This is a genomic window from Streptomyces bicolor (assembly GCF_000719285.1).
GTDB lineage: Bacteria > Actinomycetota > Actinomycetes > Streptomycetales > Streptomycetaceae > Streptomyces > Streptomyces bicolor.
Window position 1 is genome coordinate 1 of the sequence record NZ_JOFS01000040.1, and the last position, 13,048, is coordinate 13,048.

At 72.3% G+C, this 13,048-nt stretch carries 12 protein-coding genes and 1 pseudogene; 7 read left to right on the forward strand and 6 right to left on the reverse strand.

The genetic code is table 11. The annotated features are described in order from the left end of the window. On the reverse strand, nt 1-1,097 hold a 1,097-nt coding region (locus tag IF78_RS0136750), incomplete at its 3' end, for a thiolase C-terminal domain-containing protein (RefSeq protein ID WP_031498644.1). A gap of 76 nt (nt 1,098-1,173) precedes the next feature. Between IF78_RS0136750 and IF78_RS0136755 the strand changes: the two genes are divergently transcribed. Together IF78_RS0136755 and IF78_RS0136760 are read left to right on the forward strand one after the other, a co-directional pair. Then, nucleotides 1,174-2,448 (forward strand): acyl-CoA dehydrogenase family protein, encoded by a 1,275-nt coding sequence (locus IF78_RS0136755; protein WP_031478745.1) that lies wholly within the window; start codon nt 1,174-1,176, stop codon nt 2,446-2,448. Further along, entirely contained in the window at nt 2,445-2,918 is a 474-nt protein-coding gene (locus IF78_RS0136760; protein ID WP_031478744.1) for a nitroreductase/quinone reductase family protein, read from the forward strand. Before IF78_RS0136755 ends, IF78_RS0136760 begins: the two co-directional genes overlap by 4 nt. Here the strand turns inward: IF78_RS0136760 and IF78_RS0136765 are convergent. Next, entirely contained in the window at nt 2,913-3,536 is a 624-nt protein-coding gene (locus IF78_RS0136765) for a LysE family translocator (RefSeq protein WP_031478743.1), read from the reverse strand. The two genes, IF78_RS0136760 and IF78_RS0136765, sit on opposite strands and share 6 nt — an antisense overlap. Nucleotides 3,537-3,618: 82 nt before the next feature. Here IF78_RS0136765 and IF78_RS0136770 point away from each other — a divergent pair, with 82 nt between their 5' ends. Further along, complete coding sequence (locus IF78_RS0136770; RefSeq protein ID WP_031478742.1) at nt 3,619-4,071, forward strand: Lrp/AsnC family transcriptional regulator; 453 nt, start codon at nt 3,619-3,621, stop codon at nt 4,069-4,071. A 67-nt stretch (nt 4,072-4,138) separates the two neighbouring features. Here IF78_RS0136770 and IF78_RS0136775 read toward each other — a convergent pair whose 3' ends face one another. Beyond that, nucleotides 4,139-4,786 (reverse strand): TetR family transcriptional regulator, encoded by a 648-nt coding sequence (locus IF78_RS0136775; protein ID WP_078662727.1) that lies wholly within the window; start codon nt 4,784-4,786, stop codon nt 4,139-4,141. Between the two features lie 122 nt (nt 4,787-4,908). On the opposite strand from IF78_RS0136775, the gene kbpA reads away from it, so the two are divergent. From kbpA to IF78_RS0136790, 3 genes and pseudogenes are all read left to right on the forward strand, one after another. Continuing rightward, a complete protein-coding gene (gene kbpA, locus IF78_RS0136780; protein ID WP_031478740.1) occupies nt 4,909-5,667 on the forward strand; it encodes an AfsK-binding protein KbpA in 759 nt (252 codons plus the stop codon). A gap of 226 nt (nt 5,668-5,893) precedes the next feature. Next, nucleotides 5,894-8,274: pseudogene (afsK, locus tag IF78_RS44230) on the forward strand (protein serine/threonine kinase AfsK). 172 nt (nt 8,275-8,446) lie between these two features. Next, the gene (locus IF78_RS0136790) at nt 8,447-9,010 is read left to right on the forward strand and encodes a hypothetical protein (protein ID WP_031478739.1); all 564 of its coding nucleotides are present in this window, start codon (nt 8,447-8,449) and stop codon (nt 9,008-9,010) included. Nucleotides 9,011-9,020: 10 nt separating this feature from the next. Here IF78_RS0136790 and IF78_RS0136795 read toward each other — a convergent pair whose 3' ends face one another. Genes IF78_RS0136795 through IF78_RS0136805 form a run of 3 tightly spaced genes read right to left on the reverse strand, consistent with a single transcriptional unit; the run spans nt 9,021 to nt 11,363 of the window. Beyond that, nucleotides 9,021-9,794, reverse strand: coding sequence for an enoyl-CoA hydratase/isomerase family protein (locus IF78_RS0136795; protein WP_031478738.1), 774 nt, complete (start codon nt 9,792-9,794; stop codon nt 9,021-9,023). Then, nucleotides 9,791-10,207 carry a Zn-ribbon domain-containing OB-fold protein gene (locus tag IF78_RS0136800; protein WP_031478737.1) on the reverse strand — a complete coding sequence of 139 codons (417 nt, stop codon included), beginning with the start codon at nt 10,205-10,207 and terminating at the stop codon, nt 9,791-9,793. The genes IF78_RS0136795 and IF78_RS0136800 overlap by 4 nt, the downstream gene beginning before the upstream one ends. 7 nt (nt 10,208-10,214) lie before the next feature. Beyond that, a complete protein-coding gene (locus IF78_RS0136805; protein WP_031478736.1) occupies nt 10,215-11,363 on the reverse strand; it encodes a lipid-transfer protein in 1,149 nt (382 codons plus the stop codon). Nucleotides 11,364-11,456: 93 nt separating this feature from the next. On the opposite strand from IF78_RS0136805, the gene IF78_RS0136810 reads away from it, so the two are divergent. Further along, on the forward strand, nt 11,457-13,040 hold the full coding sequence (locus tag IF78_RS0136810; protein ID WP_031498649.1) for a FadD3 family acyl-CoA ligase: 1,584 nt from the start codon (nt 11,457-11,459) through the stop codon (nt 13,038-13,040). Nucleotides 13,041-13,048 lie beyond the last annotated feature (8 nt).

A 13,048-nucleotide genomic window follows, 5' to 3' on the forward strand; every position in this document is an offset into this window, starting at 1 on the left:
CCGGCCCGCCCCCGCGCCCACACCTGGCGCTCCCCGCCCTCACCCCGCAGCTGCCGTACCGCCTCCACCAGCAGGAACAGCCCTCGCATCCCGGGGTGTTGGGCCGACAGCCCGCCCCCGTCCGTGTTCACCGGCAGCTCCCCGCCCCGCACCAGCAGCCGCCCCTTCTCCACGAACGCGCCGCCCTCGCCCTTGCCGCAGAAGCCCAGGTCCTCCAGCGTCACCAGCGTCATGTACGTGAAGGCGTCGTAGATCTCCGCGAAGTCGATCTCCTGCGGCCGCACCCCGGCCCGCTCGAAGGCGAGCCGTCCGCTCACCGCCGCCGGGCCCGTGGTGAAGTCGGGCCACTCGGACATGGCGGCGTGCGAGACGTGCTCGCCGGTGCCGAGCACCCAGACGGGGGCCGTACGGCAGTCCCGTACGAGTTCCTCGGCGGCCAGCAGCACCGCCGCGCCGCCGTCGGAGCGGATGCAGCAGTGCAGTTTGGTGAAGGGGTCCGCGATCACCGGGCCCGACAGGACGTCGTCCACGGTGATCGGGTCGCGGAACATGGCCTCGGGGTTCAGCGCCGCGTTCGCCCTCGCCTGGACCGCCACCTCCGCCAACTGCTCGATGGTCGTGCCGTGTTCGATCATGTGGCGGCGGGCGGCCATGGCGTACTTGGCGATGAGCGTGTGACCGTAGGGGACCTCGAACTGGAGCGGGCCTCGGGAGCCGAAGGACAGGTTCCCCGTGCGCCGGCCCGCCCTGATGTCCGCGCGGGCCGTCGAGCCGTACACCAGCAGCACCGCGTTCGCGTGCCCGCCCGCTATCGCGTCCGCCGCGTGCGCCGCCATGACCTCCCAGGTCGAGCCGCCGACCGAGGTGGAGTCGACCCAGGTGGGGCGCAGGCCCAGGTACTCGGCCACCTCGACGGGGGCGAGGGTGCCGAGCCCGGCGGAGGCGAAGCCGTCCACCACCTCCCGGCCGAGCCCCGCGTCGGCCAGGGCGCGGCGGGCCGCCTGGGCGTGCAGGGCGTACGGGGTCGCGTCGTCCGCCCGGCCGCAGTCGGAGAGGGCCACGCCCACGACGGCGACTTTCCGGTTCCCGGGAGTCATGCGAGGCCTCCAACCTCTGTGCATCTCGTTGCGGTCCTCCTAATATGACGGCCCGTCAGATACGGAGGGAAGAGCCATGGACGCCAGCTTCACCCCCGAGCAGGACGAGATCCGCCGCACCCTCCGCGAACTGCTCCGCAGCCGCTGCGGCCCGCACGATCTGCGCGCCGCCCTCGACACCCCCGCCGGCCACGACCCCGCCCTGTGGACCGCCCTCGCCGAACAGCTCGGCCTGCCCGGACTCGCCCTGCCCGAGGCGTACGGCGGTGTCGGCTGCTCGGCGACCGAACTCGCCCTGGCCGGCGAGGAGACGGGCCGGGCGCTGGCGCCCTCCCCGCTGCTGGCCACCGCCGTCCTCACCGCACCGCTGATCACCGCCCTCGGCACCGAGACCCAGCGCGCCGAACTGCTGCCCCGCATCGCCGCCGGCACCCTCACCGCCGCCCTCGCGGTCCCCGGCACAGCCCTCACCACCGCCCTCGCCCTCACCGGCCCCGGCCCCGGCGACTGGGCCGGTGGCGGGCGCGCCGGGGGCGTGCAGGCACGGCGGGTGGAGGGCGGCTGGCGGCTGTACGGGCAGGTCGACCAAGTGCTGGACGGGCACAGCGCGGGGCTTCTCGTGGTCGCCGCACACGCCGGGGGGTTCGCCCGGTCACGGACGCTGCTGTTCCTGGTGCCGGGGGACGCGGCAGGGGTCGTACGGGTGCGGCAGACCGCGCTGGACGCCACGCGTCCGCAGGGGCGGGTGCAACTGCGCGACGTGGACGCGGAGTTGCTGGGCGAGGAGGGCGAGGACGTACTGGACGCGTTGGCGGGTGCGGGGCAGGTGACCGCCGCTGTGCTGGCCTGCGAGGCCGTGGGCGCCGCCGACCGGGCGCTGGAGCGGACCGTGGAGTACGTGAAGCAGCGGGAGCAGTTCGGGCGGGCGATCGGTTCCTTCCAGGCGGTGAAGCACAGGCTGGCGGACATATACGTGGCGGTGCAGGCGGCAAGATCGGCGGCGTACTACGCGGCCTGGGCTGCAACGCCCCCAAGGGGCGCGGGCGGTGTCGATATGCGGCTCCGCCGCGTGGGCGCGACCAGCCACAACGAACCCGCAGACGCCCGACAACACACCGCGGCACTCCCGGAGGCGCGCCTAGCCCTTGCCCAATCGCTGGAAGCGCTCCGCACCGCATCCGCCGAAGGCATCCAGCTCCACGGCGGCATCGGTTTCACCTGGGAGCACGAGGCTCACCTGTGCTTCAAGCGGGCCGCCGGCGACGAACTCCTCTTCGGCCCGGTGCACCGGCTGCGGGCGTACGCCGCCGACACCGCACGGCTCTTCGACGCCCAGGAGGTGGCGGTGTGATCGGCGCACGCGTGGTGCAGAAGGTGTCCTCGACGCGGGGTTTCGCCAAGGTCGCCCCCCGTGTCATCCCCGTGCTCGACCGTGCCGTGCACCGGCTCACACGCGGAAAGGTGCTGCTCAGCGCGCAGATGCTGCCCGGCGTGATCCTGACGTCGACCGGCGCCCGCAGCGGACTGCCCCGCCGTACGCCGCTCGCCTGCATGCCCGAGGAGGAAGGCCGGTCGTGGATCCTGATCGGCTCCAACTTCGGCCGCACCGACCACCCCGCCTGGACCCACAACCTCCTCGCCCATCCCGACGCCGAGGTCAACTGGAAGGGGCGGGACATCCCCGTCACGGCCCGGCGGCTGGAGGGGGAGGAGCGGGCGGCCGTGTGGAAGACAGCGCTCGCGTTCTGGCCGCCGTATGCGACGTATCAGGCGCGGGTGGAGCGGGAGATCCGGCTCTTCAGAATCGTCCGCAGGTCATAGCGTGGCGAGGCGCTGCACCAGCAGAAACGCGCCGATCCCCAGCATCGCCGCGCCCGACGTGCGAGCGACCGCGCGGGCCGCCGCCGGGCGGGCGCCGAGGACCGCGCGGGCCGCGAGACCGACCGTCAGATAGACGGCGGCGCAGCACGCCATGTGGAGCAGGCCGAGTACGGCGGTCTGGGCGGGGACCGGCAGATGGTCGCCCCTCGTCACCAGGAACTGGGGCAGCACGGAGAGGTAGAGCAGCAGCCCCTTGGGGTTGAGCCCGCTGATCGTGGCACCCCGCAGAAAGGCACGGGCCGGGCTCGCCGCCACCGTCTCCTCGGCCGCCCCCGGCGTGCCCGGCCGGCGCAGCACTCCCCACCCGAGCCACACCAGGTACACCGCGCCGGCGGCCGTCAGCGCGGTCAGCAGCCCCGGCTCGCCCGCCACCAGCACCGCCAGACCGGCCACGGCGAGGACCGTGTGCAGCGCGTACCCGGTGACCAGGCCGGCCACGGCCGTCACCGGCGAGCGGTCGCGCAGCCCGGCGGAGATCGCGTACGCCCAGTCGGCGCCCGGCACGCAGACCAGCAGCAGGTCGATGGCGAGGAAGGAGAGGAGCAGTCCGGAGTCCATGGTGGGGACATTAGGCGGAAATGGCCCGAAAGTGTTGTCGAAGTTTGCCCATGATCGCCGCTGATGAGGGAAGATCTACCTCATGGACGACGTGGACAGAAAGATTCTTGCCGAGCTCCAACAGGACGGGCGGCTGACCGTGACCGAGCTGGCCGCGCGGGTGCGGCTCAGCGTCTCGCCGTGCCACCGGCGGCTGCGGGAGCTGGAGCGGGCCGGTGCCATCAGCGGGTACCGGGCCGTCGTGGACCCGGCCGCCGTCGGGCTGAACTTCGAGGCGCTGGTCTTCGTCTCCATGCGGCAGGAGGACCGGGACACGGTCGCCGGGTTCGAGCGGGCCATCTCGGACATCCCCCATGTCCTGGACGCGCAACGGCTGTTCGGCGAGCCCGACTACCTGCTGCGGGTCGCCACGGCCGACCTCGCCGCCTTCCAGCGGCTGTACGACGAGCGGCTGGCGACACTGCCGGGGGTTCAGCGGCTCACCTCGACGCTGGTGATGAAGCACGTCGTACAGGATCGTCCGCTGCCCGCATGACACGGCAGGCGGCGGCCCACCTCGGGTGAGCCGCCGCCTGCCAGACAGGACTTGCTGAGCCGGAGAACTACTTCGTCGGCTTCTTCCCGGTCACGCCCAGGTGCACCAACAGCGCCAGGTTCGGCTTGAGTTCGGCCTGCTTGACGCCCCAGGTCTGGAAGCCCTTCTGGTGCGAGGCCACCGCCGCGAGCATCGCGACGATCGAACCCGCGACCGCGGCCGGGTTGACGTCCTTGTCGACCTTGCCCTTGGCCTGCAGCTGACTGACCGCTTCCGCGAGGGAGTTGTTGACGGAGTTCAGGATCTTCATGCGGATCTTGTAAAAGCGCTTGTCGCCCTCGGACGCACCGAGGTCGACGACCCTGAGGATCGCGTCGTTCTTGCGCCAGAACTCCAGGAATCCGTCCACGAGTTCCTGCGCCGTCTGCCAGCCGGCCTTGCCGACCCAGCTGCGGCCCTCCACGAGCTCGGTCAACCCGGCGCCCTCGGCGGCCATTTGCTCGGCGATCTCCAGGACGGCGCCCTCGACGTCTGGGAAGTACTGATAGAAGGTCGCGGGTGAAGTACCCGCCTTCCGGGCGACATCGATGACTTTGACGTCCCGGTACGGGGAAGAGCTGAGCATCTCGCTGAGGCAGTCGAGCAGCTTCTGCCGGGTCGCCTGCCCACGCCGGCCGGCCACGCGGCCGTCGACGGTACGCACTTGTCCTGTCATGTCGTCAGCTTACCGAGGCGTGATCGGGGCGCGATTCGGCCGACTGCAAATGGGGTGCACGGGGACGCGGAGTCTGGTGTGCCTGGTCTGCGCGCTGCGTGAGACGCCGTTACTTTGGCGACATGGCCGAAAACAGGGCATCCGCGAACGGAACGGGATACGCAGAGGGCGTCCCGTGCTGGGTGGACGCGCAGCTTCCCGATGTCGAGGCAGGCAAGCGGTTCTACGGTGAGCTCTTCGGATGGGACTTCGAGGAGGCGTACGACTCCACCGTGTGGGCGCTGAAGGACGGTGAGCGGGTCGCCGCGCTCGCGCGCAAGCCGGACGGGCGGCTGCCCAGCGTATGGACGGTGTACTTCGCCACCCCGGACGCCCGGGCGCTGGGGCAGCGGATCCGCGCGGCGGGCGGTCAGGTGGTCATCCCGCCCGTGCCGGTCGGGGCCGGGCTGGGCAGTGCCGCGCTGGTCACCGACCCCGAGGGCGCCGTCTTCGCGCTCTGGCAGCCGGGCAGCCACCCGGGTTTCGGCAAGCGGCACGAGCCCGGCACCTTCGGATGGGCCGAGCTGTACGCCCGGGACACCGAGATCGCCAACGCCTTCTACGGCGGGCTCTTCGCCGACGCCCTGTTCGGGCCGGAGGCGGAGCCGGACTTCGGGCGCGCGGCCGTCGCGGAGGTCTTCCCGGAGATGATGCCGCCCCATTTCGTCGTCCACTTCCAGGTGGCGGACTGTGAAGAGGCCCTCGGCACGGTGAACCGGCTCGGCGGGCGGGTCCAGGTGCCGCCCTTCGAAACGTCGTACGGGAAGGTCGCGGTCGTCACCGACGATCAGGGGGCGTCCTTCGCGGTCCTGGAACGCCGCGTGACGGCCCCGGAAGTCTGACCTCACTCTTACCTCTGGCGTCCCACCATACGAACCGGTGCTTTCCGTCGGGTGCCCGAGTGTGGTTTTGTCCCAAGACACCCCGTTCCGCCCTCGGGTTCGCAACCACGCCCTCGGACAGGAAGAATCGGGGTGCGTGCCGCCTAGGCGGTGCGGTGGTGAGACGCTGCACGGGGTCGCGTACATATCTGGGTGACGGGGCCCGTACGGGGAGGTGGCAGGCAGAGTGGTGGATCAGCTGACGCAGCACGATCCGCGCAGAATCGGGCCGTTCGAGGTGCTCGGACGGCTGGGTGCCGGCGGCATGGGGCTGGTCTATCTCGCGCGCTCGGCTTCGGGCCGGCGCGTGGCGATCAAGACGGTCCGTACGGAGCTCGCCGAGGACCAGCTGTTCCGCGTCCGCTTCACGCGTGAGGTGGAGGCGGCCCGGGCGGTCTCCGGCTTCTACACGGCGGCCGTCGTCGACGCCGACCCGCGCGCGGCCGTGCCGTGGCTGGCCACCGCGTACGTCCCCGCGCCCTCCCTCGAGGAGATAGTGAACGAGTGCGGGCCGCTCCCGGCCCAGGCGGTGCGCTGGCTGGCGGCGGGGGTCGCGGAGGCCCTGCAGTCCATCCACGGCGCCGGTCTCGTGCACCGCGACCTCAAGCCGTCCAACGTGCTCGTCGTCGAGGACGGCCCCCGGGTGATCGACTTCGGCATCGCGTCCGGCGTCTCGAACACGCGGCTGACCATGACCAACGTCGCCGTCGGCACCCCCGCCTACATGTCCCCGGAGCAGGCGAAGGACTCCCGCAGCGTGACCGGCGCGAGCGATGTCTTCTCGCTCGGCTCGATGCTGGTGTTCGCCGCCACCGGACACCCGCCCTTCCACGGCGCCAACCCGGTCGAGACGGTCTTCATGCTGCTGCGCGAGGGCCCGGACCTCGAAGGCCTCCCGGACGAGCTGCGGCCGCTGATCGAGTCCTGTATGCAGATGGACCCGACGGCCCGTCCGAACCCGGCCGACCTCCAGGCCCAGCTGGCCCCGCACCTCTTCGGCTCCGGTTCCGACGACAGCGGTACGGCGTCGGCGTGGCTGCCCGAGCGGGCGGTGAGCCTGATCGAGGCGCGGCGCGGCGGGCGCCCCGCGACGAAGCCCTCGTCGTCCTCGGGCCGCAGCGGCGGCCGCATCGCCCCGCACCCGTCCCGGCGCCCGTCCCGCCCCCGCCCTCGCACGACCCGGTCGTGCCCGGCCCGCAGCCGGCGCCCGTCCCGGTCGGCGCCCCCGACACCGGCCCCGTACGGCTGGCCGGCGCCGCGGTCCCGATCGGCCCCGGACCCCGCGTCGCCGACACGCGCGCCGCCGCCATGCAGGCGCCCGCGCCGGAGGCCGGCCTCGTCGCCTCCTGGTCCAAGCCCCGCCCCGGCGTCAACGGCACCGACCCCGCCGTAGGCCCCGCCGTACCGGCCGCCCCGCCGGTGCCCCCGGAGCCGGCGGCCGGCTGGCGCCCCTGGCGATTCCGCATGTCGAACGATGTCTGGGGCACCCCCTCCGTCGCCGACGACCTCGTCTACGTCACCTCCTTCGAGGTGCACGCCCTGGACGTGGCCACCGGCCGGCGCCGCTTCAAGACGCGGGACGTGGCCTGGTCGATGGCGGTCGCGGACGGCCGTATCCACGCCTCCGACGGCCCGACCCTGTTCGCCCTGGACTGCAGGGAGGGCGGCGACCTGTGGCGGCTGCAGACGGACGCCTGGGTCTACTCGCTCAAGGCCGAGCGGGGCACCGTCGTCACCGGCACCCGCGGCGGCGGCGTCCAGGCCTGGGAGGCCTCGGGCGGCCAGAAGCTATGGGAGATCACCGGGGCGCAGTCCGACTTCGAGTCGCCGGAGGCGGGGCCCGCGCTGTACGACGGCACGGTGTACGTCTGGCAGGACGCCCGCCTGCGCGCCCTGGACGCCCGCACCGGCGACGAGCGCTGGTCGTACCCCATCGGGGACGCGGCCTCCTGCGGCGGCGTCCCCGTGCGGGTGGCCCAGGCGCCGGACGGCTGCGTGTACGTCTCGGCCGGGACGCGGGTGCTCTCGCTGGACGTGGCGAGCGGTCGCGTCCGCTGGCACTTCGAGGCCCCGGCGGTCTTCCTGTGCCCGCCGGCCTTCGTGCCGGGTCCCGCGGTGACCGGCGGCGGCGTGTACCTCGCCGACTACCTGGGCACGGTCTACGCCCTGGACGCCGCCGACGGCCGCGACCGCTGGCGCATCGCCACGGAGTCTCGTTCCTCGATCGAGCCGGTGCTGGTGGCTGCCGGTCATGTGCACGTTGGCAGCGGCAAGGGGCTGTACACCCTGGACGCGGTCACGGGGACGCCGAAGTGGCGTTTCCAGGCGGGCGGGGACATCGTGGGCGCGCCCGCGGTGGCCGAGGGCCGGATTCACTTCGGGTCCACCGACCACCTGCTGTACACGCTGAAGGCCGACGACGGTCGCCTGCGCTGGAAGCTGGCGACCGGGGGCGAGATCACCGGGTCGCCGGTGGTGAAGGACGGGGTTGTGTACGCGTGCAGCAAGGATCGGTGCGTGTACGCGCTGGATGCGGAGAAGGGGACGGGGACGGCTCGGACTGCGTGAGTGCGCGCTGCCCTGGGACGGCCGTCGTGCGGTGCACGGAAGGGGGCCGGACGGCGGCCGTCGCTGCGGGGGAGCGGTGCTGTCACCGCTGCCACAGCAGACGCTACGCCCAGTACGCGGAGGTCGCCACGCGGTGACATGGTCGTGACAGTTGATCGCTAGAGTCGTCGGCATGCAGCGACGGGGGCACATTCTCAGACTCACGGCGGTCTCGGTTCTGGTCGTCATGGCGCTGACGGGCTTCTCCTCCAAGGGACGTGGCCACGGCGGATCCGACGGCGACAGCAGCGGCGGCGGGGGCGGCGGGTGCAGCAGCTCCAGCCAGGACCACGACAGCAGCTCCTCCAGCGGTGGGTCGGGTGCGACGTACGACGACTACGACGACTACGACGACTACGGCGATGACAACTACGCCAGCACGAGCGGTGGCGGCAGCGGCGGCTACTCGGCGACGCCGACCGCGTCGGCCCAGGACGCCACCGTGGAACTGGTCACCTGCACCAGCGTGCGGCAGCACTACGCGACGGTCACGGTCACCAACCCGAACCCCGGCAGCGAGTTCTTCACCGTGACGGTGGACTTCCTCGACGCCAAGAACCGCCGTGTGGAGCGGGGCACCAAGAACGTGTTCGTCGGCGGCAACGACATGGAGCGCGTCGAGGTGGACCTTCCCAGCCCGGACCTCGTGGCGAAGATCGACCACTGCCGGGCCGAGCCCAACGCCCCGGCCACCTGATGACGGGCGCTCACCTCACCCGGTGACCGCCTGCCCGCCGAGCCGCGAACAGCTCCGCCTGGCGTTCGGCGGGCAGGTTGCCCAGCGAGATCAGGTGCGGTGCCTGCGCGAACGCCTGGGCGAGGGCGGCCTCCCTGGCCGCCCACAGCGCGCGCACCGTCCCCTGCACGCCCTCCGTCGGGTACCCGGCGATCACGGCGGCGCAGTCGACAGCCGCGTCCAACGCCCCACCGGGCTCGGTCACTTCCGAGACCAGCCCGATCTCGTGGGCCCGCCGCGCCGACAGCCTCTCCGCGTTCCCCATGAGCGCCATCCGCGCGGCCTCCCCGTACGGCATGCGCAGTGCCATGAGCATCGACTCGTAGGCGCTGACCATGCCGTAGCCGGTGTGCGGGTCGAAGAAGGTGGCGGTCGGATCGGCGACGACGAAGTCCGTCTCGCCGAGGAGATAGAAGGCGCCCCCGCAGGCCATGCCCCGCACGGCGGCGACCACCGGCTTCCACAGGTCGTTGGACTTCGGCCCGACCCGGAGCAGCGGATCGTCCATCATGTACGGCGAGTTGGGCTGCGGCACTACGGCGTCCCGGTCCAGCCCCGTGCAAAAAGCCCGCTCCCCGGCGCCGGTGACGACGACGGCCCGTACGGCGTCGTCGAACCGCAACTCCCGCCAGGCCGAGACGAGTTCGTCCCGCATCGTGAGGTCGATGGCGTTGAGGCGGTCGGGCCGGTCGAGGGTGACGACGGCCACGCCGGTGTCCTTGTCGGCCGTGAGATCGAGGCTCATGGGCGCTCCAGGACCCACTGGGGCAGGCCGGTGCCGCTGAAGACGGCCTGGACCTTGGCGCCGATGCGGATCCGGTCCGGGGGAAGGGAGTTGAGGGGCGCGTCCGGACCGGTCACGAGGTTGCCGACGAGCCGTATGCGGGGCGCGTCGGCGAGTTCGACGACCACGACGTTGTACGGCGCCTGGTCCGCGTAGTCGGGCAGGAGGGGTGGATGCGGGACGACGTACGACCAGATGCGGCCCTGACCCGAGGTCTTCCGCCAGTCACTCGCGAAGGACTGGCAGTGCGGGCAGCAGGGGCGGGGCGGGAAGCGGGGTTCGCCGCAGTCGGCGCAGGTCTGGACGCGGAGTTCGCCCTGGGCGGCGTACTGCCAGAAGGGGGCGCCGTCGGGGTCGGTGACGGGGGAGAGCATCCGTGGATCAACTCCTCAGGAGCAGCGCGGAGGTGGGGACGCCTTCGCCGGCGGTGACGAGGCAGGTGGCGGCGCCCGGGACCTGGGCGGTGCTGGTGCCGCGGAGCTGTCGGACGCCTTCGTTGATGAGGTTGAAGCCGTGGACGTAGGCCTCGCTGAGCCCGCCGCCGCTGGTGTTGAGGGGCAGCCGTCCGCCGATCTCCAGGGCGCCCTGCTCGGTGAACGCCCCGCCCTCGCCCCTCCCGCAGAAGCCGTACCCCTCCAGCGAGAGCGGTATGAGGGCGGTGAACGCGTCGTAGATCTGGGCGACGTCCACATCCTGTGGAGTGAGGTCGGCGTGCTTCCACAGATGCCGGGCGGCGGTCCAGGCGGGTCCGGTGAGCGGATCGTCGTTCCAGTAGTTGACCATGCCGTGGTGCTGGGCGGGCAGGCCCTGGGCGGCGGAGTGGACGTAGACGGGGGTGTGGCGGCAGTCGCGGGCGCGCTCCCGGCTGACGATCACGCAGGCCAACGCCCCATCCGTCTCCAGGCAGTTGTCGAAAAGGCAGAGCGGCTCGCTGATCCACCGGGAGGTCATGTACATCTCGCGGGTGAGGGGCCGTTCGTACATCACCGCGGCGGGGTTCTGGTTGGCCCGGTTCCGGCAGGCGAGGGCGACGTTGAAGAGATGATCCCGGGTGGCGCCGTACTCGTGCAGGTAGCGGCGGGTGAGCATGGCTATCTCGTCGGCGGGCCGGAGCAGCCCGAAGGGGCGGGTCCACTGGGCCGGCGTGGGGAGCTGGACGGCGGTGTTGGTCCAGGGGCGGGGGCCGGACCCCCGCTTCCGTGACCGCCAGGCGACACCGACGGTGGCCTGCCCGCTCGCTATCGCCGCGGCGAGGTGGGCGACGGTGGCGCAGGACCCGCCGCCGCCGTACCCGACCTTGCTGAAGAAGGTCAGGTCACCGAAGCCGACGGCCTTCGCCAGCTCCACCTCGTCCGTCTCCTCCATGGTGTAGGAGGCGAGGGCGTCGACCTCCGAGGGGGCGATCCCGGCGTCGTCGAGGGCGGCGAGGACGGCGCGGCAGGCGAGGGTCTTCTCGTCCTCGGGGAGGTGTCTGGCGAAGGGGGTCTGACCGATGCCGACGATCGCGGTGGCGTCCTTGATTCCGGCCATGCGCACACCTCCACGCTGCTGAAGGGCTGCTGACAGGCCGTCAGGGTACCGCTAATCTGACGGGTAGTCAGCTCCGGTGTTGGGAGGCGTGCCGTGCGCGGTGACTTGGAGTGGGGCAGCATTCCGGAACTCGTCCGCACCGCGGCCGAGCGGTACGCGGACGCCGAGGCGGTGGTGGAGGGCCGCGGCAGGATCTCGTACGCCGAACTGGGCGCCCGCGTCGAGCGGTCGGCGGCGGCCTGCGTGGCGAACGGGATCGAGTCGGGCGACCGGGTCGCCGTCTGGGCGCCGAACACGCTCGACTGGATCGTGGCGGCGCTGGGCGCGGTGTCGGCCGGGGCGGTGCTGGTCCCCCTGAACACCCGCTTCAAGGGCGCGGAGGCGGCGGACGTGCTGCGCCGCAGCGGGGCGCGGCTGCTGTTCGTGACCGGCACGTTCCTGGGGACGTCGTATGTGGCGTCGCTGCGGCGGGCGGTCGCGGAGGGGCCGGGGCTGCCGGACCTGGAGCAGGTGGTGGTGCTGTCGGACGACGCCCCGGCGGACTTCCGCACCTGGAAGGACTTCCTGGCGAGCGGGGACGGGGTGGGCGAGGCGGAGGTGCGGGCGCGGGCCGAGGCCGTCGACGGTTCCTGGCCGTCGGACATCGTCTTCACGTCCGGTACGACGGGCCGCCCGAAGGGCGCGGTGATCACCCACGCGCAGACCCTGCGGGCGTACGAGGTGTGGAGCGACCTGGCGGGGCTGCGGCAGGGCGACCGCTATCTGATCGTGAACCCCTTCTTCCACACCTTCGGCTACAAGGCCGGGGTGATCGCCTCTCTGATGCGCGGCGCGACGATGATCCCCCAGCCGGTGTTCAACGTGACCACGGCCCTGGCGAACATCGCGGCGGAACGGGTCTCCGTGCTGCCGGGCCCGCCGACCCTGCACCAGTCGCTGCTGGACCACCCGGCGAGGGACGCGCACGACCTCTCCGCGCTGCGGCTGGTGGTGACCGGTGCGGCGGTGGTGCCGTTGCGGCTGGTGGAGCGCCTGCGCGGGGAGTTGGGCGTGGAGACGGTCCTCACGGCGTACGGGCTGTCGGAGGCGAGTGGCATCGTGACGATGTGCCGGCGCGGGGACGATCCGTCGGTGATCGCGTCGACGTCCGGGCGGGCGATACCGGGGACCGAGGTGCGGGTCGAGGCGCCGGTCGGTGAGCCCGGCGAGGTCCTGGTCCGCGGCTTCAACGTCATGCGCGGCTACTACGAGGACGCGGCGGCGACGGCGGAGGTGCTGACGCCGGACGGCTGGCTGCGGACGGGGGACGTGGGCGTGCTGGACGACGGGGGCAACCTGCGGATCACCGACCGCATCAAGGACATGTTCATCGTCGGCGGCTTCAACGCGTACCCGGCGGAGATAGAGCAGACCCTGGGGCTGCACCCCGAGGTGGCCGACGTCGCGGTGATCGGCGTACCGGACGCGCGCCTCGGGGAGGTCGGGAAGGCGTATGTGGTGCGGCGGGCGGGGGCGGTGCTGACCGGGGACGACCTGATCGCCTGGGCGCGGCGGGAGATGGCGAACTACAAGGTGCCGCGGGTGGTGGAGTTCGTCGCGGAGCTGCCGCGGAACGCGAGTGGGAAGGTGGTCAAGGGGGAGTTGCGGAGCCGGGCTTCGGGCCGTTCGGCGGGGTGAGGATGCGC

Bases quoted from the DNA above. Each gene is read 5' to 3' on its own strand.
- IF78_RS0136770 (WP_031478742.1), top strand. From the start codon at position 3,619: ATGGACGACGTGGACAGAAAGATTCTTGCCGAGCTCCAACAGGACGGG.
- IF78_RS0136800 (WP_031478737.1), bottom strand. From the start codon at position 10,207: ATGCTCTCCCCCGTCACCGACCCCGACGGCGCCCCCTTCTGGCAGTAC.
- IF78_RS0136765 (WP_031478743.1), bottom strand. From the start codon at position 3,536: ATGGACTCCGGACTGCTCCTCTCCTTCCTCGCCATCGACCTGCTGCTG.
- IF78_RS0136790 (WP_031478739.1), top strand. From the start codon at position 8,447: ATGCAGCGACGGGGGCACATTCTCAGACTCACGGCGGTCTCGGTTCTG.
- IF78_RS0136795 (WP_031478738.1), bottom strand. From the start codon at position 9,794: ATGAGCCTCGATCTCACGGCCGACAAGGACACCGGCGTGGCCGTCGTC.
- kbpA (WP_031478740.1), top strand. From the start codon at position 4,909: ATGGCCGAAAACAGGGCATCCGCGAACGGAACGGGATACGCAGAGGGC.
- IF78_RS0136805 (WP_031478736.1), bottom strand. From the start codon at position 11,363: ATGGCCGGAATCAAGGACGCCACCGCGATCGTCGGCATCGGTCAGACC.
- IF78_RS0136775 (WP_078662727.1), bottom strand. From the start codon at position 4,786: ATGACAGGACAAGTGCGTACCGTCGACGGCCGCGTGGCCGGCCGGCGT.
- IF78_RS0136755 (WP_031478745.1), top strand. From the start codon at position 1,174: ATGGACGCCAGCTTCACCCCCGAGCAGGACGAGATCCGCCGCACCCTC.